This window comes from Mangrovitalea sediminis, assembly GCF_002514725.1.
In the GTDB taxonomy this organism is placed as follows: Bacteria; Pseudomonadota; Gammaproteobacteria; order Pseudomonadales; family Oleiphilaceae; genus Mangrovitalea; species Mangrovitalea sediminis.
Window position 1 is genome coordinate 115,115 of record NZ_NTLB01000002.1, and the last position, 17,821, is coordinate 132,935.

General features: G+C 57.9%; 18 protein-coding genes. 5 read left to right on the forward strand and 13 right to left on the reverse strand.

Annotation, left to right across the window (positions count from 1 at the left end):
* Positions 1–95 precede the first annotated feature (95 nt).
* Both CLR77_RS06400 and CLR77_RS06405 read right to left on the reverse strand, forming a co-directional pair.
* Complete coding sequence (locus CLR77_RS06400; protein WP_097459804.1) at positions 96–959, reverse strand: helix-turn-helix transcriptional regulator; 864 nt, start codon at positions 957–959, stop codon at positions 96–98.
* Positions 960–1,367: 408 nt separating this feature from the next.
* Complete coding sequence (locus tag CLR77_RS06405) at positions 1,368–2,816, reverse strand: TrkH family potassium uptake protein (RefSeq protein ID WP_198962698.1); 1,449 nt, start codon at positions 2,814–2,816, stop codon at positions 1,368–1,370.
* A 331-nt stretch (positions 2,817–3,147) separates the two neighbouring features.
* On the opposite strand from CLR77_RS06405, the gene CLR77_RS06410 reads away from it, so the two are divergent.
* On the forward strand, positions 3,148–4,419 hold the full coding sequence (locus CLR77_RS06410) for an MFS transporter (protein ID WP_097459805.1): 1,272 nt from the start codon (positions 3,148–3,150) through the stop codon (positions 4,417–4,419).
* A gap of 13 nt (positions 4,420–4,432) precedes the next feature.
* Here the strand turns inward: CLR77_RS06410 and CLR77_RS06415 are convergent, their stop codons facing one another.
* A complete protein-coding gene (locus CLR77_RS06415; protein ID WP_097459806.1) occupies positions 4,433–4,633 on the reverse strand; it encodes a DUF3565 domain-containing protein in 201 nt (66 codons plus the stop codon).
* A 126-nt stretch (positions 4,634–4,759) separates the two neighbouring features.
* On the opposite strand from CLR77_RS06415, the gene slyA reads away from it, so the two are divergent.
* Positions 4,760–5,185 carry a transcriptional regulator SlyA gene (gene slyA / locus CLR77_RS06420; protein ID WP_097459807.1) on the forward strand — a complete coding sequence of 142 codons (426 nt, stop codon included), beginning with the start codon at positions 4,760–4,762 and terminating at the stop codon, positions 5,183–5,185.
* A gap of 142 nt (positions 5,186–5,327) precedes the next feature.
* On the opposite strand, the gene CLR77_RS06425 is transcribed toward slyA, so the two are convergent.
* On the reverse strand, positions 5,328–6,299 hold the full coding sequence (locus CLR77_RS06425; RefSeq protein WP_097459808.1) for a zinc transporter ZntB: 972 nt from the start codon (positions 6,297–6,299) through the stop codon (positions 5,328–5,330).
* A 244-nt stretch (positions 6,300–6,543) separates the two neighbouring features.
* Between CLR77_RS06425 and CLR77_RS06430 the strand changes: the two genes are divergently transcribed.
* Positions 6,544–7,563 (forward strand): L,D-transpeptidase family protein, encoded by a 1,020-nt coding sequence (locus tag CLR77_RS06430; protein WP_097459809.1) that lies wholly within the window; start codon positions 6,544–6,546, stop codon positions 7,561–7,563.
* 40 nt (positions 7,564–7,603) lie between these two features.
* On the opposite strand, the gene pstB is transcribed toward CLR77_RS06430, so the two are convergent.
* From pstB to CLR77_RS06465, 7 genes are all read right to left on the reverse strand, one after another.
* Positions 7,604–8,497 (reverse strand): phosphate ABC transporter ATP-binding protein PstB, encoded by an 894-nt coding sequence (gene pstB, locus CLR77_RS06435; protein WP_097459810.1) that lies wholly within the window; start codon positions 8,495–8,497, stop codon positions 7,604–7,606.
* A gap of 1 nt (position 8,498) precedes the next feature.
* Positions 8,499–9,350: a phosphate ABC transporter permease PstA gene (pstA, locus tag CLR77_RS06440; protein WP_097459811.1), complete on the reverse strand. Its 852-nt coding sequence runs from the start codon at positions 9,348–9,350 to the stop codon at positions 8,499–8,501.
* A 5-nt stretch (positions 9,351–9,355) separates the two neighbouring features.
* A complete protein-coding gene (gene pstC, locus CLR77_RS06445) occupies positions 9,356–10,339 on the reverse strand; it encodes a phosphate ABC transporter permease subunit PstC (RefSeq protein ID WP_097459812.1) in 984 nt (327 codons plus the stop codon).
* Between the two features lie 114 nt (positions 10,340–10,453).
* Positions 10,454–11,518: a phosphate ABC transporter substrate-binding protein PstS gene (pstS, locus tag CLR77_RS06450; protein ID WP_097459813.1), complete on the reverse strand. Its 1,065-nt coding sequence runs from the start codon at positions 11,516–11,518 to the stop codon at positions 10,454–10,456.
* A gap of 226 nt (positions 11,519–11,744) precedes the next feature.
* On the reverse strand, positions 11,745–12,476 hold the full coding sequence (gene phoU / locus CLR77_RS06455) for a phosphate signaling complex protein PhoU (RefSeq protein WP_097459814.1): 732 nt from the start codon (positions 12,474–12,476) through the stop codon (positions 11,745–11,747).
* Between the two features lie 248 nt (positions 12,477–12,724).
* Positions 12,725–13,015 (reverse strand): Lpp/OprI family alanine-zipper lipoprotein, encoded by a 291-nt coding sequence (locus CLR77_RS06460; RefSeq protein WP_097459815.1) that lies wholly within the window; start codon positions 13,013–13,015, stop codon positions 12,725–12,727.
* 276 nt (positions 13,016–13,291) lie between these two features.
* Positions 13,292–13,738, reverse strand: coding sequence for a L,D-transpeptidase family protein (locus tag CLR77_RS06465; protein ID WP_264754681.1), 447 nt, complete (start codon positions 13,736–13,738; stop codon positions 13,292–13,294).
* A 248-nt stretch (positions 13,739–13,986) separates the two neighbouring features.
* On the opposite strand from CLR77_RS06465, the gene CLR77_RS06470 reads away from it, so the two are divergent.
* A complete protein-coding gene (locus tag CLR77_RS06470; protein ID WP_097459817.1) occupies positions 13,987–14,490 on the forward strand; it encodes a WbuC family cupin fold metalloprotein in 504 nt (167 codons plus the stop codon).
* Between the two features lie 14 nt (positions 14,491–14,504).
* Here CLR77_RS06470 and CLR77_RS06475 read toward each other — a convergent pair whose 3' ends face one another.
* The gene (locus CLR77_RS06475; RefSeq protein WP_158227134.1) at positions 14,505–15,233 is read right to left on the reverse strand and encodes a metallophosphoesterase; all 729 of its coding nucleotides are present in this window, start codon (positions 15,231–15,233) and stop codon (positions 14,505–14,507) included.
* 278 nt (positions 15,234–15,511) lie between these two features.
* Positions 15,512–16,252, reverse strand: a complete 741-nt coding sequence (locus CLR77_RS06480) for a dienelactone hydrolase family protein (protein WP_097459819.1) — start codon at positions 16,250–16,252, stop codon at positions 15,512–15,514.
* A gap of 243 nt (positions 16,253–16,495) precedes the next feature.
* Here CLR77_RS06480 and CLR77_RS06485 point away from each other — a divergent pair, with 243 nt between their 5' ends.
* On the forward strand, positions 16,496–17,806 hold the full coding sequence (locus tag CLR77_RS06485; RefSeq protein WP_097459820.1) for an NAD(P)/FAD-dependent oxidoreductase: 1,311 nt from the start codon (positions 16,496–16,498) through the stop codon (positions 17,804–17,806).
* Positions 17,807–17,821: the final 15 nt, after the last annotated feature.

A 17,821-nucleotide genomic window follows, 5' to 3' on the forward strand; every position in this document is an offset into this window, starting at 1 on the left:
GGTTTGACGTTTTGGTGCAGCGTGAAGGGCATAAAAGGGGGTGGTGATGGGCCGAGAGTGAGCGTGGCAGGCTCCTTGCCGCCACGCTTCGACGCTTAGAGCCAGGGACGTAACTCGTCGAGGTTGGCGATTTCGACCTGTTGGGCCAGCGGGTCGGCAGCGGCCTTTTGCGGTTCCAGGTTCATCAACTGCAACAGGTAGCGCAGCAGCGCTGCCCGTGTCTGCAACTCCAGCTGACGTTCGGCCATGCCGTAGTCTTCTGCAATGATCATCTGCTGGTCGGGACTCAAGCGCTGATCCGGACGCACGATGATGCGGACCGGGGTATTCCAGAGCGTATCCTGCGATTGCTTGTGCCGGCTTTTGCTCTCGAGAATCTGTGGTTCGCCCCGGAAGCGGCTGATCACGAAGTCGCGATAGTCGGCATTCTTTTCGCACCAGGCGCGCACGTGCCAGCGTTGGCCGCTGTACACCAGGCTGTGAGGTTCGATGGTCAGTGTATCCCCCGCGGGATCGCCCATCGAGACGTAGCGCGCCTCCAGGCGTCGGCCCTGACGGGTGGCCCTGACGATGGGGCGCACGACTTCAGCACGAACGTTGCGCACCGGTGCCCGCAGCACCTCGCTGCCGGGCAGCCCAACGTCCAGCGAGTCGAAGGTCCGGCTCAAGGCGTCGTCGCGCATCATCAGGTCGAGGTATTCGTCCGCGCTGCCGAGGGTTACACGGGGCGTAAAGGCCGCAGTGGGTACATAGCCTTTCAGGTGGCGATCGTAGTCCAGGTTTTCGGGACCGATTTCACGCAGATAGGTGTTGATGTCTTTCGAGGCTTGCTGCCGACCGATTCCAAACGCGTGGCAGATATGATTGGTCGTCAGCCGTCCTTCCCAGAAGGCGATGATTTCGATAAGACGGTAACGCAACAGAAGGTCCCAGCGTATCGGCCAGTCGGTCTTTTTCATGACAGCAAACTCATAGTTCGTCCAACGGGTGGTAAGAGGTGAAGCAACTTCAATGTCAACGTCAGTGGTTTTAACGTCAGTTTTGCGGCTTCGCTATTATGTGTATTCGTCAGAGACATACTTAGAGGAGCGACATTTCCTGGTTATATATTGATCAATTTGACAAATATTAACAGGTTCGGCGGGAAAATTAAGCGTTTTGAAGCATTAAAACACGGAAAGAAAAAACGTGACTGATCTCTCATACAGGTTACGTTTCGTAAAAACATGTATCTCATGCTTACAAATGATAGTTGAAAAAGTAAATTAGTTGCCGAGCGTAAGCGACTGACGCCGGTGGACAGATGTCGCAATCGGCGTCGTCAGGATTGTTCTGAAGGAACAGGCGGCAAAAAGACAGGCGTGGATCTACTTACGCCAGAAGGCAGGCGAAAGCACTACAAGGACACTGAGGAGTTCGAGGCGACCGAGTATCATGCCGATGCTCAAAACCCACTTTGCGCCGTCGGGCAGGGATTGGAAGTTCCCCGCGGGACCAATCAGATTGCCGAGGCCGGGACCGACATTGCCGAGTGCCGTGGCAGCACCGGTGATGCTGGTGACGAGGTCGACACCTTCCAGGGACATCAGCAGCGTCATAGCTGCCATAGTGGCCAGATAGATAAAGGAAAAAGCTACACTGGAGGCGATAATGTCGTCGCCGATAATGCGTCTATTATAGCGACGGCTCAAGACAGCCTTCGGGTGCATCAGGCGTACAACCTGCTCTTTCAACAGCATCATCGACAGCTGAAAACGAAAAATCTTGAGACCCCCGGCCGTGGAGCCGGAGCAGCCCCCCACAAAGGCGAGGAAGAAGAAGATCGCGATGGCAAAGGCACCCCAGCGGGTGTAGTCCTGAGACGCAAAGCCGGTGGTGGAAACAATCGAGGTGACGTTGAAGGCCGCCTGAGTGAAGGCGTCCCAAAAGCCGGTATGGGTCGTCCAGGCGTGATGGGCCCCGAGCACGAGGGACACGATCAGGAGAAACTTGACGAAAAAACGTACCTGGTCGTCGGTCCAGAGTGCCCGATACTGGCCGTGGGCGGTCCGCAGGAAAAGAAAGAAGGGCATTGAGCCGAGGGCCATGAAAACGGTGGAGACCCAGAGCAGTGCGTTCGAATGGAATTGGCCGAAGGACTGGTCGGACGTCGAATAGCCGCCCGTCGCCAGCGTCGTCATGGCGTGGTTGACCGCATTGAAGATGTCCATGCCACCGAGCCAGTAGCCCAGTGTGCAAGCGGCGGAAAGTCCGAGATAAACACCGACCAATCCCTTGGCGAGTGTTCCTGTCCGTGGGACGGCCTTGTCCGACCACTCGGAAGACTCGGTGGAGAACAGGCGCATCCCACCGACCCGCAGGAATGGCAGGATGGCAACCGCCATGCCGATAAACCCGATACCTCCCATCCACTGCAGCAGCGACCGCCATAGCAGCAGATCGGACGGCATATGGTCGAGGCCGCTCAGGATCGTCGAGCCGGTGGTGGTGATGCCGGAAATACTTTCGAAGACGGCGTCGGTGATGGATAGGTGGTAGCTGCACAGAATCAGTGGCAGGGAACCATAGAAACCAATGACGAACCAAGCCATCACGGTGAGCAGGAACATCTGCTTCTGACGTAGGTGATGGATGTCGCCCCGCCCCACGATCAACCCGATAACACCGCTGACGAAGGTAATGGCTGAGGAGATGAGGAAAGCCTTCCAGTCGGCGTGCTGACCATCGATCAAGGTGACGATGGGAAGCAGCATGAACAGGCTGACCATGATCAGCAGGGCACTGAGAATCTTGATGACCGGGCGGAAGGTGCGCATGAGTACCGGCAATAGGGCCAGAGGACGAAAGACGCAACCATGCCTCAACTGTGGCTGGCTTTCAAGACAAGCGTCGCACGGGGCGCGGAGTTTTTTGAGGTGTCGGGATTCCCGTACTGGCTTTTAGCCGCACGGGTGGTCTAGTGTACAGTCATGGCATAGTCGCGGGTTAACCCCGCGAGCTGGCGTCCTGTGTGGCATCTTTTCCTGTCGGGCGCGGGAAGTCCAGTGATTTCCCCTTGTACTGTTGGCGATACCGGACTGTGGTCCGCTATCGCCTTTCTGGTTTTCCTCATCAAATGTCCCTTGTTCCAGTTATAGGAGTGCAGCCATGACCCGTGTGGTCACCTCTTTATCGGCGTTGCTTTTCAGTATCATTCTCCTGGTGAGCGGGAATGCCTTTCTGATGACGCTGCTTGGCTTGCGACTGAGTCTGGAGAAGGTTGAACCGGCACTGATTGGCTGGATTCTGGTGTGCTACTCCATCGGCTTTGTGGTCGGGACGCTCTATGCGAACCGGGTGATCGAGCGGGTGGGACACATTCGTAGCTTTGCGGTGTTTTCAGCGTTGACTGCTGCCGCCGCCCTTATCTACCCCCTGAGCTCCTGGCCTCCCCTTTGGGCGGTGTTACGGGCTGTCAGCGGTGTGTCCATTGCGGGTCTGCTGGTGGTGATCGAAAGCTGGTTCAGCAGCCGTGCGACCAACGACAATCGCGGTACCCTTTTTGCGATCTATCAGATCGTCTTTTATCTGGCGGCGGCCAGTGGGCAGCTACTGGTCAATGTGGGGGATCCTGCCACCTTCGAGCCCTTTACTCTCGCGGCGGTGCTGCTGACGCTGGCATTGATCCCCCTTTCGCTAACCCGTATGGAAGCGCCGGTCATCGAACAGGTGGAGCGTCTTTCGTTCGTGGCGATGTTCCGCGAATCCTCGACGGGCATCGTCGGCGCCATGATCAGTGGTGTGCTGATCAGCGCTTTCTATGCCATGGGACCGGTGTATGGCAATCTCATTGGCCTGACCCTGCATCAGGTCTCCATTTTCATGGCCAGTGCCATTTTGGCAGCCATGCTGTTTGCCTGGCCGCTGGGGCGTATCTGCGACAAGAGCGATCGCCGCTGGGTGTTGTTCTGGATTTCGGTACTATCCGGCATCTGCAGTTTGGCAGCCGCGCTGGTGGGGCCGGGCAGCTTGCCGCTGCTGTTCCTGCTGGTAGGTTGCTTCCTGGGGCTGGCGTCTACGATTTATCCTGTCGCGGTGGCTATCACCAATGACCGGATGGACAGCACCAAGATCGTGTCTGCCAGTGCCAGTTTGCTGCTGAGTTACGGTATCGGAAGCTGTATCGGACCCATCGTCGGATCGGCCCTGGTGGGCTCGATAGGGCCGGCAGGTCTCTTTATCGGTAACGCCGGTGTGTTGGCGCTGTTGGCCCTGCTGACCCTATACCGTATACGGCATACGCCACAGGTTCCGGTGGCCGCGCAGGAAGACTTCGTCAATACGTTCCCGGAAACGACGCCGGTTATTGCGGAAATGGATCCGCGTAACGACGAGTTTGTCGAATCGCCGGAAGCGGAGGATATCCGCGAAGCGAGTTGAATGCCCCGGCCGCTCAGTCGGCCGGCTCACCCCTGTCGCATTTCAGGCACTCGAGCGCCTGTCCGAGGTGCGCTTGCCGGCCTGCGGCCGTTAGGACCCAGGGGCGGTTTATGAAGGGGGGCTTGTGGCGAACGTGTTGTCCGTGGCCGCAGGCCAGTACGGCCACCCAGTCCCCGTCCTCATCACGTCTAAAGCCTACGATGTCACGCTGCATGGCGTTTGTTCCGATTCATGACACTGTCTCGTCTCGGTTTTCCACAGTATCCAGTGATCCTGGAAATCTGTTGTGCTATAAAACATTAGTTTACTTATAGGTAGTCTTTACTCGGAGGCGCTCGACATGAGGGAGCAGTTCCCATTTATTGTTGCACGACTGACACGCCGATGGCGCAAGCTGCTGGATGAGCGTCTTAAGGACCTCAATGTGACTCAGGCAAGATGGAGTACCATGCTGTATCTGCAGCGTGGCGGCGAGGGGCTTACCCAGCGTGAACTGGCTAACCTGATGGCTATCGAGAACCCGACGCTGGTTCGCCTGCTCGACAGTCTGGAAGGTCAGGGGCTGGTGGAGCGTCGTCCCTGTGAGCGTGATCGCCGCGCCCGGCGCCTGCATCTGACGCCTGAGGGTGAAAAATTCATGAGTGAACTGAATAGCCGTGCAGAACAGTTGCGCAACGAGTTGTTGGCCGGTGTCAGCGATGACGACCTTGAGGTCGCCAGCGGTCTGATCAACAAGATCCTCAGCAACGCGGACAAGATGGACTGAGGCCGCGTTCCTTCGGACCTGAAAAGACGAGCCTTGCAGGTTGGTCCTTTCAGGCTCCGCTATCTCCGCTTATCCCACGATCCGATCTGAAAAGCCCCGTTTAGTCACGTCCATCAAGGGCGTTGCCTTTTCATCAGTGCTATCAGGCGCGCCACATGTTCAGCCGGCGCAGCAGCCAGACCTCCAGGGTCAGCAAGCAGGCCAGAATCCCACACAGTATCCAGAATGCATCGCTGGTCTGTGCGCCGGGAATGCCGGCGACATTGACACCCAATAGCCCCGTAATGAATCCCAGCGGTAGGAAGATACCGGCCAGCAGCGTAAAGGCATACATGTTACGGCCCATTTGAGCTGACAGCTCGTTACTGATGTCGTCGCGCAGGATCGATGCGCGCTCGCGCAAGGCGTCGAGCTCCTCGATCACCCGCTGGGTCGAGTCGATTGCATTGCGCAGAAAGGCGCGGTCGGCCTCGGTCAGGCTCTCGGACTCGGCTTCCAGCAGTTGACCCAATGCAACGGCTTGAGGTGCCAGGAAACGGCGCAGGCGGACGACACTGGCGCGTAGTTGGGAAATGGAGTCCAGGGGGCCGCGACGCCCGCTCATCACCTGATCCTCCAGCTCGTCCAGTTCGTCACCCAGCTCTTCGGCGCGGCGGGCTACTCGGTCGGTGAGCCCGGCAACCAACTGAACAATCAGGTGGCCGAGGGAGTGTGGACCGTTGCCTGCCTGCAAATGATCGCGAATTGTCTGAATCGTGTTCAGGGGGCGTTTGCGCAAGGTGATCAACAGTGTCGGCGAACTCCATACGCGCAGCGATAGCATGTCCTCCGGCGAGGCACCTTCGTTGAAATTGATGCCACGAAGGTTCAGCATGACGCCCTGAGGAAGGATCTCGCAGCGGGGGCGGGTGTCCTCCTGTAGCATGGCAGCCACTGTATGAGGCGGTATGCCGGCGATGTCCTTTAGCCACTGGTTCAGCCCTGGGGCGTCGCGATTGAGATGTATCCAGAGCGGACCCTCCGGCAGCTGATCCGTCAGTGTCTCGACGGCGATCGCCTCACTTTGTGGCCCTGCAACGCGCCAGGCGCAAATCAGCGCATCTTCGATATCCATATGTTCTCCCGGTGTAGGGGAACCATGTTCGGCCTGTATCGGTCGTAACGTTGGTGCGGTTCCCCGTGTCGTAACGGTGTGAGGTCATCTTTATGTAATACTAGCAAAGCCATGCTCTTCGCTGGTCCGTGCAGGTCCGGACTGGACCCAGTGCTCCTCAGGCATTAGGGTGTTACGAAATTTTGAGCGCGTCTGCTCAGTATGCCGCAGGCATTGTCGTTTAACTGTCCAGGTTACGTTTTCTATGAAGGTTTACCGGTACGCGCGTTGGGCCTTGTTCTGTGCGAGCGCGGTTTTGAGCAGTGCGGTTGTTGCCCATACGTTCCCCATTGAGCCTATGTCTGATGTTGTGGGCTCGGTGAAATCCCAGAAGACTCGCTACCAAGATACGTTTGCTGATATCGGTGCGGCTGAGGGTGTTGGCTATCTGGCATTGGTGCATGCCAATCCAGGGGTGGATCCCTGGTTGCCCGGTGACGGAACCACAATCAGGATTCCGACCCGTTACATCCTGCCGCCGGGGCCGCGCCGGGGGATCGTGATCAACCTGGCAGAGTACCGGCTTTATTATTATCACCGGAACGATGGCAAGTCGTCGGTCGAAGTGTTTCCCATCGGTATTGGGGCTGACGGAAAGGCGACGCCCATAGCGAGAACCGAGGTCAAATCGCGCATCAAGGCGCCGACCTGGTATCCGCCCAAGGATATTCGCCAGGAGCACGCCGCCGAAGGGGAGCCTATCCCGGCAGCTATTCCGGCGGGTCCTGATAATCCATTGGGTCCCTATGCGCTGCAACTTGGCGTGGCAGGTTACTTCATTCACGGTACCAATAAGCAGTTCGGGATCGGTACGCGCGTCAGTCATGGCTGTATCCGCATGTATAACCCGGACATTACCGCCCTGGTCAGGCAGGTGGAGCCTGGCACTCCGGTTCGTATTATCGACCAGCCGGTCAAGTTCGGGATGCAGGGTGCGACCCTGTGGGTGGAGGTGCACCATCAGGGCGAGAAGCTGAAAGCGGCCACGGAAGTGCAGCTGCAGAAGGATGCGGTGAACCAGTTACAGAACTGGAAGCTGCAGTACCCGATGATGGCTATCGATCATGCGGCGTTGCGGAAGGCGCTGAAGGGTGCTGACGGCATTCCCCAGCAGGTGGGACAGTTGCAGCAGCAAGCTATGGGGGAAAACAAGGCGGACTGCTCGCCTCCGTCACCGGCTAAAAAGTCTGGTGCCAGCCAGCACCCCGGGAGCCCTTGCAGTTAATTAAATCCAAGGTGCTTCCAGGGCCCTTATCGCTGGCCGATCAACCGTAGCGACCGGTGATGTAGTCTTCTGTCTGCTTGTTGGCAGGGTTGGTGAAGATCGTGGTGGTTTCGTCGAACTCGATCAGCTCGCCGAGATACATGAAGGCGGTATAGTCCGACACCCGCGACGCCTGCTGCATGTTGTGGGTGACGATCACGATGGTGTAGTCGCCTTTCAGTTCGTGGATCAGCTCTTCGATCTTCAGCGTGGAGATCGGGTCCAGCGCGGATGCCGGTTCGTCGAGCAGCAGCACTTCAGGCTTCACGGCAATGCCGCGGGCGATACACAGGCGCTGCTGCTGACCACCAGAGAGGCGTGTGCCGCCCTGGTGCAGCTTGTCCTTGACCTCATCCCAGAGTGCCGCCTTGCGCAGAGACCATTCGACCCGGTCATCCATTTCCGAGCGGGACAGCCGCTCATAGAGTTTGACCCCAAAGGCGACGTTGTCATACACAGACATGGGGAATGGCGTCGGCTTCTGGAACACCATGCCCACTTTTGCCCGCAACAGGTTCAGGTCTTGGCGACGGTCGAGGATATTGTCGCCGTCGAGCAGGATCTGACCTTCCGAGCGTTGCTCCGGATAGAGTTCGTAAATCCGGTTCATCGTGCGCAGGAGCGTCGATTTGCCGCAACCGGACGGGCCGATGAAGGCCGTGACCTCACTGGCCGGGATCTTGATGTTGACGTTCTTCAGGGCGTGAAACTTGCCGTAGTAGAAGTTCAGGTCCTTGACTTCGATCTTGGCCTGCTTCTCGGTTGTGCCGCGTTCGTTTTTGGCTGACGTGGTACGACCGACGCCCTGATGATGGGTCGGTGCATCGCCGGACCGGTCGATCTCGCGTACGTTGTTCTTCGCCAATTCGTTGACCGCGCTAGAATTGATCGTCATATCAGTATCCTTTACTTGAGCCGCCGCCCAGTCCCAATCTTGCAATGATATTTAACAACAGGATTGTGACGGTTATGAGCAGCGAACCTGCCCACGCCAGATGCTGCCAGTCGTCGTAAGGACTCATGGCGAACTGGAAGATAACAACCGGGAGGTTGGCAATCGAGTCATTCATATTCAGTGACATAAACTGGTTATTCAGCGCGGTGAAGAGCAATGGTGCGGTCTCGCCGCTGATCCTCGCCAACCCGAGCAGGATGCCGGTCATAATGCCTTTGGATGCCGAGCGATATACGATGGTCAGGATTACTTTCCAATATGGGGCTCCGAGCGCTGCCGCCGCCTCCCGCATCTGATCCGGTACCAGGCTCAGCATATCCTCGGTAGTTCTTACCACAACCGGAATCATGATCAGGGTCAGGGCTATGCCGCCGGCCCAGCCGGAAAAGTGCCCGACATTGACGACAATGATGGCGTAGACGAAGACGCCGATCAGGATGGAAGGTGCGCTGAGCAGGATGTCGTTGACGAATCGTACGACGGACGCCAGCCGCGACTCCCGACCAAACTCGCTAAGGTAGGTGCCCGCCAGAACGCCAAGCGGCGATCCCAGGAGAACGCCGACAGCTGTCATCATAAGGCTGCCCACAATGGCGTTCGCGAGTCCCCCGTTACTGTCCCCCGGTGGCGGTGTACTTTGGGTGAACAGGCTCCAGTTGATATGCGGCGCGCCATTCTTGATCAGTGTCCAGAGCAGCCAGGCGAGAAAAAACAGGGCCAGGAGCGTTGTCAGCAGGGCAACGGTGAGGTTGAAAACGTTGATGATGCGACGACGGAGGTAAATGGTGTTCATAAGGATCAGCTCTTCTTACCTTCTTTGGCGTTCAGCTTGAGCAGCAGCAGCTTGGCCAACGCCAGTACCACAAAGGTAATTGCAAACAGGACCAGCCCGAGATAGATCAGCGAGGACATGTAAACCTGCCCGGTGGCCTCGGTGAATTCATTGGCCAGTGTCGAAGAGATGGTGTTGCCGGGCATCAGCAGGGATGCCGAGATGTCGTGACTGTTGCCGATGACAAAGGTGACCGCCATGGTTTCCCCGAGTGCGCGACCCAGGCCCAGCATAACGCCACCCACTACGCCGACTCGGGTGTAGGGTAAAACCACTTTCCAGACCACTTCCCAGGTTGTGGAGCCCAGGCCATGAGCGGACTCTTTCAGTACAGCCGGGACGCTATCGAAGACGTCGCGCATCACCGCCGCCATAAAGGGAATGATCATGACGGACAGGATGATACCGGCGGTCAGGATACCGATACCCATGGGCGGGCCGTTGAACAGGGGGCCGATGATTGGCCAGTTGCCGAGATTATCGGTCAGCCATGGTTCGACGTTATCGGCAAACCAAGGGGCAAAAACGAACAATCCCCAGAGACCGTAGATGATGCTGGGAATGGCTGCGAGCAATTCGATGGCGGTACCGATGGGGCGCTTTAGCCAGGCTGGTGCCAGCTCAGTAATAAACAGCGCAACACCGAAGCTGACGGGAACCCCGATGACCATGGCAATGGCGGAGGTGACCAGGGTGCCAAAAATGGCGGAGACGGCCCCGAATTGTTCGGCGACCGGGTTCCATTCCTTGCTGGTGAGAAAACCGAAACCGAACTTGTGGATGGCCGGCCATGCATCGTAGAGGAGCATCCCGACAATGCCAAAAACCACAAGCACTATAAATAGGGCAGACACCTGAGTGATGCCGCGGAAAATCCTGTCGCCCAGGATTCCGGGTTGCGACTTGCCTGCGGAGACATTGTTCTGGCCTGCTGTGACGGACTGTTCCATCGAAATCTCCGCTTTTTCCGTTTACTGCTTACCTGATGGTTCTACCAGAGACAAACATCCGGCAGGGGATTACCCCTGCCGGATTGGCTTTAATCACACTTTTTCAAAGTCTGATTATTTAGCGGCCATGGAGCCATTCCATACTGCTTTGCCGCCATCTTTGACTTCCTGGTTCCAGGACTTCTCGATCATCTCGACAACGTTCATCGGGATCGGAACATACTGGAGTTCCTTCGCCATGCCAGCACCCTTGCGGTAGGACCAGTCAAAGAACTTCATAGCGGCTTGACTGACGGCTGCTTCCTTGGGCTGCTTGTGCATGAGTACGAACGTGGCACCCGTGATCGGCCAGCTGGTATCACCAGGCTGATCCGTGAGGACCATATAATAGCCTTTTGCGTCAGCCCAGTCAGCATTGGCAGCTGCAGATTGCAGCGTATCCAGAGTCGGAGCGACGTATTTGCCTGCTTTGTTCTTCAGGTCGACGTAAGTCATGTGGTTCTGCAGAACGTAAGCCAGTTCCACGTAACCGATGCCGCCCTTGATGCGCTCAACGTAGTTGGCTACAGCTTCGTTGCCTTTAGCGCCAACGCCAGTCGGCCACTGTACGGCTTTGTCGTTACCAACTTTCTCAGCCCAGGTCTTGCTGACTTTGGTCAGATAGTTGGTGAAGATCCAGGTAGTACCGGAACCGTCAGCGCGGTGAACGACGGTGATGCTGCGGTGGGGCAGTTTAACGCCAGGGTTGAGAGCCTGGATTTCCTTGGCGTCCCACTCTTTGATTTTGCCCATGAAGATGTCGGCCAGGGTAGTGCCGTCCAGCTTCAGCTCGCCCGCCTTGATGCCTGGCAGGTTAACGCAGGGAATAACGCCACCCATAACCATCGGGAACTGGATCAGGCCTTGCTTTTCCAGCTGTTCCGGCTTCATGGGAGCGTCGGAAGCGCCGAAATCAACGGTTTTGGCTTCGATCTGACGGATACCGCCACCGGAACCGATCGACTGATAGTTCAGTTTTACGCCGGTGTTCTTGTGATAAGTGTCAGCCCACTTGGCAAAGATGGGGTAGATGAAAGTCGAGCCGGCACCGGAAATATTCTTGACGTCGGCTGCGGCTGCTGTGGCGCTTACACTGATCGTCAGAGCCGCCACCAGACCGCATGAAAGCTTCTTCAACATAACATGCTCCTCGGTTGTATGTTATTCCCGTTGGATTCAAAGTCCTAACGTGGGTGAGAGTCTAGGGAGTCAATGTGACAGAAAGATGACATTCTCCAACCCGCCTATTTTTGTGAATCTGTTGGCAGATTGGAAGGGATTATTGAAGAGATTTTTGTGACGCGGGGCGTCCGAACCGTGATGGGATCGGACGCCAGGGCAGGACTGGCGCGACTCGGTTCCTTTTTCAGGAAGTCTTGCCGGTTTCCATCAGTTTTTCGGTTTCGGCCAGGGGAACGTGGCGAACGTTGCGTCCCTTGACCATGAATATGACATGTTCCGCCAGGTTTTCGGAGTGATCGCCAATGCGTTCCAGTGCGCGCAGTATCCACATCATGTTCAGGCAGCGTGAGATGCTGCGCGGATCTTCCATCATGTAGGTGACCAGCGAGCGGGTGGCGGAACGGTATTCATTGTCGACGGTATTGTCTTCCTTTATAACCGCAAGCGCCTGCTCCGTGTCGAAACGGGCAAAAGCATCCAGCGCATCGCGCAGCATCGCAGTTACGTGATTGGCGATGTGACGGACTTCCATGGTTCCCAGTGGCGGTTGCCCTTCCTCGGTAAGCGCGATGGACAACTTGGCGATTTTCTTCGCCTCGTCACCGATGCGCTCGACGTCGGCGACCATCTTCAGTACAGAGATCACCAGCCGGAGATCACTGGCGGTCGGTTGGCGACGGGCGATGACGCGGATCGCCTCTTCGTCGATCACCAGCTCCATGCCGTCCACTTCCTTGTCGTTGTCCCGCACTTCCTGGGCCAGCGCGCTGTTGCCGCTGACCAGTGCTTCCATGGCCGACGCAAGCTGCTTCTCAACCATGCCACCCATCACCAGCAGGTGTTTTTTCAATTCGATCAGGTCTTTGTTGAATTGACCCGAAATATGATGGGTGTGGCTGTCTTGCTTAGCATCCATTGAGGCACTCCTGTCAGGAACAAACGCGCATAATAATCATAGCAGGGACATCGTTGCGCGGGGATTTTTAGGGTGAAAGCCGGTTTTCGGACCCATCCCCTGGGCGGACGATAACAAGCCAATATTACAGTTGTGCTGTCCTCGGCTGTAGTGCCGGGAGAGTCGAACTGCGGCCGCATCACAAAAAAAGCCAGCGATCTTCCGATCGCCGGCCCTTTTATAAGTCGCGGCAGCTAGTGCGCGCGAGCTTATTTCATGCTGGCTTTCTGAAGCATGCGCTTGGCGCGCTCGTTCGCTTCGTCAGCAGACTTCTGAGCTGCCTGTGCTGCGGCCATGGCCTGCTCTGCGGTGTTGTACGCAGAGTCTGCCTTGGACTGTGCGGACTTGGCTGCAGTCAGCGCTTGATCTGCTGTTTGCTGGGCGCTTTCCGCTTTGGTGTTTGCATCGCTGATGGCGGTTTTATCCGCCGGCGACATACTGGCGCAACCTGCCGTCAACGCCGTCACTGCAACAAAACCCGCGATTATCAACTTACGCATTGTCGTTCCCCTTCTTTGGTCGTTTTTTCTTCCAGAAGTGATAAGGCTGGTTACCCCTTCCTTGGTGTAAACCTCTTTCCGCGGCGTTGGGCGCCAACGAATCACGGCACCCAGTTTAGAGCATTGGCTTCGCAGCCGGAAACCTGGATAAGGGTTTGTCCCTACCACAGTAACATGTTTCGAGCATTTTCTTGATCTGGATGACTTTTATACAGAAAGCCGGGCGTCGAAGAAAGTTTTCCGTCTGCGACCAAGGTCGCCTGCGGCTCTGATCACTCAGGGCATGATGGTGATGGGTGTGCCGTCCGGAACCTCATGCCAGATGACATCCATTGCCTGATTGCTGACTGCAATGCAGCCGTCGGTCCAGTCCAGCCCCTTGAAGGCGAAGGCCCACTTGCCCGCATCATTGGGCAGGCCGTGAATCATGATGTCGCCGCCGGGGTCCATGCCCCAGGCTTCGGCTTTCCGGATTTCCGGCGCTGTGGGATAGGAAATATGAATGGACTTGTAGAAGCGACTGTGAGGGTTGCGCCAGTCCAGGATGTAGGTTCCTTCGGGGGTCCGCTGGTCGCCTTCGAAATACTTTTGTCCAAGGGGGTGTTCGCCGAGGGAAACCTCGAAACTTTCGATGGCCTTGCCGTTTTCCATCAGATAAAGGCGGCGTTCCGATTTTTTGACCAGTACTCTGTCCACTCCCGCATGGGCGAGCATGGATGCCATCAGCAGCGTGATGGCGATAATGCCTGGAACTCGCATGGTTCCGTCAACCCCGTCACAATACGTTGTTCATCACCAGTCTGTCAGAGCCGTTGTTGCCAGACCTGTCCGACATTCGCCGCCCTACTAACATGCCGAAAGAGATGTCCTTCGGCTATCATGGGCAACTTCGAATCGAGTGGCCCAAGGTGCAGGCTCGAACCCTTTAAATATAGCCTCCCTATCGGACTCGGCAACACCGGGAAGTGATCATGAAGCAATATACCCAGCAAGACCTGAACGATCTATCCACCCAGGCTCGGCAGTCGCCACGCCTTCGTAGCCACAAGAATATTCACGCGGAACTGGAGGATCCGGTTCAGCGTCTGTTCATCGCCTTCGAACCGGAGACCTATATCCGGCCCCATCGCCACTCGGATGCAGGGAAGTGGGAGTGTTTCACGCTGCTGGAAGGGCATCTCAGCCTGCTGATTTTCGATGATACCGGGACGGTGCTGGATCGTGTCGAACTGGCGGCGGATCAAACCCGTGTGACCGAGATTCCACCGAACACCTGGCACACCCTTGTCTGTTTCGCGCCTGGAACCCAGGCGCTGGAAGTCAAACCCGGTCCTTACGTCCAACCGTCGCCCGAGGATTTTGCGGCCTGGGCGCCGGCAGAGAACATGCCGGATACCGCGGCGGCTTTACAGTGGTTCTCCAACGCCCGGCCAGGGGACACTGTGCCGGCGCAGTGGGCAACCGAATCCTGCTAGAGGCTCTTCTCCGGCTATCCGTTCCGGGCTTTCGCAAGATCCTTGAGGCGGTGCAGGTCGCTCAATGGGGCCAGTGTCAGGCCGTTGCCGCGATACAGCGTGTCGATCCAGCAGCGATTGGTGGCGCGGACGGGTTTCTCGCAGGAAACGTGGCCCTGCACGACCCAGTCGACGTTCCTGACCGGGAATAGGGTGTCTGGGGCCTGACGGGCGCGGCGGTAATCTTCCCGGTCCCACAGCAGTGTATCCTGATGCGCGGGGTCGAGAGGCGTGTCCTCCAGTACCCGCCAGTCGGAGGGCGCTGTCGCATGGACCAGTCCCACTGTGCCGGAAGGGCTGTCGATGGTCAGCGTGAGCGTACAGTGCTGGAGAATCCTGTCCGCCAGAATCAGTTGATGTTCCCGCTCCAGCGCATGGAACCATTCGCCGCCGTTGAGGCGATGTATGTGGGCAATGTCGGGCCGGGTCAGGCTGTCCAGCAGCATCATTTCATGATTGCCGGCCACGCTGAAAAACCAGGGGAGCTCCAGCAGGTCGAGGACTGCTGCGCTTTCCGGGCCGCGATCGACCAGGTCGCCCACGGCGAAGAGGCGGTCCCGCTCCGGGCTGAATGCTACCTCATCCAGACGCTGGCGGAGTCGGCCCATCTGGCCGTGTATATCTCCCACGACAAAGTCCCGGCCTTCCCGGTTGGCACCGATTTTTCGGTGTTGCCGCAATGCAGGCCTGCGTGAAAATGTCATAACGGGCCTCCCTGAAGTCATTGCAGAGACGGGGGAAAACCGCCAGGAAATCCCTGGCGCGGCAGCCCTGGGTTACGGTTCAATCCGGCCTTTCGATCCCGGTCACGACGCGTTTTCCTTTAAGGCATCATAGCATTCTGTTTCGGGGCTCCCCTAAACGGGGTATCGTCTTGGCTCATGGATGTTCCTGCCGCTGGGAGGTCCTGTGGTTGCGACCGGCCCACATCGGGTGCGTTCATGGCACCATGCCGGAGGAGGCCGGCGCGATGCCTGCCGGTTTAAGCGGCGAAGACCTCATCCAGTAAGGCATACATCAGGGCGAAGGCCCGGCGGGATGAGCGGGGGTTGTATTCCGCCTGGCCCGGAATGTTCGCGCTGGGCTCGGTGAAGGAATGTACGGTCTTGCTGTACTGGACCAATTGCCAGTCGTCTACCTCGGCCTCCCGCATTTCGCGAATGAAGCCTGAAACGCTGTCCTGAGTGACGCCCGGGTCCTCGGCACCATGCAGCACCAGGATCGGCGCCCGGATTTTGCGCGCATCGGCGGGATTCGGTGTTGTCAGGCGACCATGGAAGGAGATTGCGGCGCGCAAGTCGGCGCCGTCGCGGGCAAGCTCCAGGGATACGCAGCCGCCGAAGCAGAAACCTACGGCAGCGATGTGGTCAGGCCCTGTCAGGCGATCCGCGGCTTCGCGACGGAAGCAGTCCAGAGCCGCCCGAATCCGCGCTCGCATTTCCAGGTGATCGCCCAGTAGCGGAGTGATGGCGTCGACCGCTTGAGCGCGATCCTGGGGGCGCACCGACTCGCTGAACATATCCACCATCATGACCGTATAGCCGTGGCGGGCGATGCTGCGGGCATGCTCTCGGGCGCTGTCGCTGGGGCCGAAAAAGTTGGGCGTCATCAGGATGCCGGGACAGGCTCCTGCGGTTTCCGGGTAGAAGATTTCGTGCACGTGGCGCAAACCGTTTCGCTCTTGATGGACGATACGGTGACCGAGAGGTTGCGCTTCGGTCATGAGAGTCTCCTCTTTGGGAACGTAGTATCGGGTGCGACTTGGCGCTGTTTGACGGCACAGTATAACCCGCAACAGCGGGAGCCCCCTTTCGCCTTCTTGATCCGCTACAATGTGCGCCGGTTCGCATTTCTACGTTGCCGGCCGCTGATTCGCTCAAATCCGGTGTGTTCCTGTCGGGATCCCGAGAGCCAAGCACTTTTTCTCCGAGAGTGCTTGGCTGTCGCAATCTCATTGGAGACTTTTATGAACGCACAGCACCATATTGTGATCGTGGGCGGCGGGGCCGGTGGTCTCGAACTGGCTACGCGTCTGGGTAAGCGCCTGGGTAAGCGAGGCAAGGCCCGTATCACCTTGATCGATGCCGTTCTCACCCACGTCTGGAAGCCGCTGCTGCATGAAGTGGCTGCCGGTTCGATGGACGCCGAGGTCAATGCCGTGAACTTCCGTGCCCATGCCAGCCATAACCATTACGAGTTCCAGTTGGGGCGGATGACGGGCTTGGATCGTGAGAAAAAGCAGGTCCTGCTGGCGCCGGTCACAAATGAGGACGGACGAGAGGTCGTGCCGGAGCGTCATATCGACTATGACACCCTGGTGATCGCCGTGGGCAGCACCGCCAACGACTTCGGAACGCCGGGCGCTCAGGAGCACTGTCTGTTTCTCGACAGCCTCGCCCAGGCGCGCCGCTTCCATCACCTGCTGCTCAATGCCTTTTTGCAGCACAACTATGAAGTTGAACATCAGAAGGATGGCCGCTTGCGCATTGCCATCATCGGCGCTGGTGCGACCGGCGTGGAACTGGCGGCAGAGATGCGTCTGGCGTCCCGTGAGTTGCCGACCTACGGCATGAAACACCTGAAATCCAAGGATATCGGTATAACTGTGGTCGAGGCTGCCGGACGCATTCTGCCGGCGTTGCCGGAACGCCTGTCGGCCGCGGCTACCCGGGAGCTGGAGCGGCTCGATATCGAGGTGGTTACCGGAAATCCGGTCGCCTCGGTCGGTGAGGATGGCCTGATCCTGAAAGATGGCACCCAGGTCCCGGCCGAGATGCGGGTCTGGTGTGCCGGCATCAAGGCGCCTGAGTTTCTGGCAGGCTTGGCGGGGCTGGAGACCAACCGGGCTAACCAGTTGATCGTCAATCAGGATCTCAGCACCACGCAGGACATGGATATCTTTGCCTTTGGCGATTGCGCGTCCTGTCCGCAGCCGGGCACTGAGCGTCCGGTGCCGCCGCGTGCGCAGGCGGCTCACCAGCAGGCGACGACACTCAGCCATAGCCTGATCAACCGGCTGCAGGGCAAGCCGTTGCTGCCCTATGTCTATCATGATCGCGGGTCGCTGATTTCCTTCAGCCGCTACAGCACCGTGGGCAACCTGATGGGGAACCTGTCCGGGCGTAGTATGATGATTGAAGGTCGTGTCGCCCGCCTGTTCTACATTGCGCTCTACCGCATGCATCAGGTGGCCTTGCATGGGATCTTCCGTACGGGCCTGATCTGGCTCGGAGACCGGATCGGACGTGTCCTGCATCCGCGCCTGAAACTTCACTGAGCCTCGGCCAGAGGC